A 1,545-nucleotide genomic window follows, 5' to 3' on the forward strand; every position below is an offset into this window, starting at 1 on the left:
TGTCTTTTCCTGATTTATCTAGACACTTTTTTTGTTTATAAACGTAATCAGTAGACAGTAGTTATAAAGTAATACTGATATAGTAGTCACTTCTTTTAACTTCATACTGATAACATAGACACATTACCTCTGGGCCGAACAGAGCCCTTCTGAGAGATTAGTTGTTCGGCTTTGCAAAGCTATCGTATCCATCTCTTTCTCGTTACTTTTCACGGGTTTTCTTTTATTCCGCCACATTTTTATTTGCGTTTCCTTCTCCCCGTGCACTATGCCCGGGGTTTTATAACCGACACTCATGTGCGGTCGGCGGTAGTTGTAGAAGTAGATGTAGCGCTCTATCACGCTCGCGGCACGCTCGATGGTCTCGAACAGCCCTTGCCTATAGAGGCGTTCCACTTTAATTATCCCATTGATACGTTCCGCCACGGCATTGTCCGTGGGCTTGTAGTCTTCTGTCATGCTGATGGCAATGCCATGCCGCCGAAGGCGCTCCACGTACGCGTCGCAACAATACTGCACGCCACGGTCAGAGTGGTGTATCAGGCCCTCCAGATTTTCACTCCCTGTCATCTCAACGGCCTGGTCTATGGCCTGCCGCAACGCCTCAAGCGTGGCTGAGGCACGCAAGCTATCAGCCAGTACCCATCCCACTATCTTATGGGAATAAGCATCCGTGACCAGATGCAGGTAACAGACGTCTCCGCCGGCAAGCGGTATATAGGTAATATCGCTAACCCACAGTTGATTGGGAGAGGTTGGGACAAAGCCCTTTATCAAGTTCTTCCACTTATGGTAACGATGGTTGGAATTGGTTGTGCCCCTGGCTTTGCGCGGAGGAAGCATCAGGCGGTGTCGACGAAGCAGCGTGTAGAAGCTGTCGCGACCGGGCATGAACCTCTCTCCGAAGAGGGCGGTGAGCATGATCCACAGCTTGTAACCACCGATACCGGGATCCTCGCCACGTATCTCACGTACGGTATCCAGCATGAGACGTTCATTCTTCACATGGCTCCCAATGTCAGCCTTGGACTGGTAATAGGCTTGACGACAATGGCCAAACAGACGGCAGGCTGGCGCTACTTTCATCTTGCGAAGCCTGACCAGTTCCGTTACTATTTGGCCCCAGGTTTTTTTCTGATGGGAATGTTAAAATACTCTTCCGCACGCGTGATCATTAAATCACGGGCCTCGGTTTCCAACCGGGAGAAGGCAAGGGCCTTCTCCAACTCCTTAACACGCTTCTTGAGTCGCGCGTTTTCATCATGGTAATCCTCTTTGCTTCGATCGCTCATATCCGTAGGGGCTTGACACGGAGCCAAAGATACCTCTTTTACCACTGATTCATACTTCGCCAGCCATTTATTTAACAAAGTTATCCCACTAATACCATGTTGTTTGCAAAAACTGGTTTTGCTCATGCCGGATTGATAATAAGAATGAAGAAGATGCAATTTCTCTTCTTCGCTGTAATGCTCATGTTTTTTGCGCATAATAATTACACATTTTATTGTTATTGAATGTGTCTACCTATATCAGCATAAGACA

2 protein-coding genes are annotated in these 1,545 nt (G+C 47.8%); both read right to left on the reverse strand.

The genetic code is table 11. From position 1 onward, the window contains the following. Positions 1 to 123: 123 nt before the first annotated feature. The gene (locus tag NBH07_RS22425) at positions 124 to 1,086 is read right to left on the reverse strand and encodes an IS3 family transposase (RefSeq protein WP_009018803.1); all 963 of its coding nucleotides are present in this window, start codon (positions 1,084 to 1,086) and stop codon (positions 124 to 126) included. 26 nt (positions 1,087 to 1,112) lie between these two features. Beyond that, positions 1,113 to 1,490, reverse strand: a complete 378-nt coding sequence (locus tag NBH07_RS22430) for a transposase (protein ID WP_005862367.1) — start codon at positions 1,488 to 1,490, stop codon at positions 1,113 to 1,115. Positions 1,491 to 1,545 lie beyond the last annotated feature (55 nt).

Origin of the sequence: Parabacteroides sp. B2-S-102, assembly GCF_023656665.1 — a bacterium.
Lineage (GTDB): Bacteria > Bacteroidota > Bacteroidia > Bacteroidales > Tannerellaceae > Parabacteroides > Parabacteroides distasonis.

Coding starts and splice junctions, on each gene's coding strand:
- NBH07_RS22430 (WP_005862367.1), bottom strand. CDS start 1,490: ATGCGCAAAAAACATGAGCATTACAGCGAAGAAGAGAAATTGCATCTT.
- NBH07_RS22425 (WP_009018803.1), bottom strand. CDS start 1,086: ATGAAAGTAGCGCCAGCCTGCCGTCTGTTTGGCCATTGTCGTCAAGCC.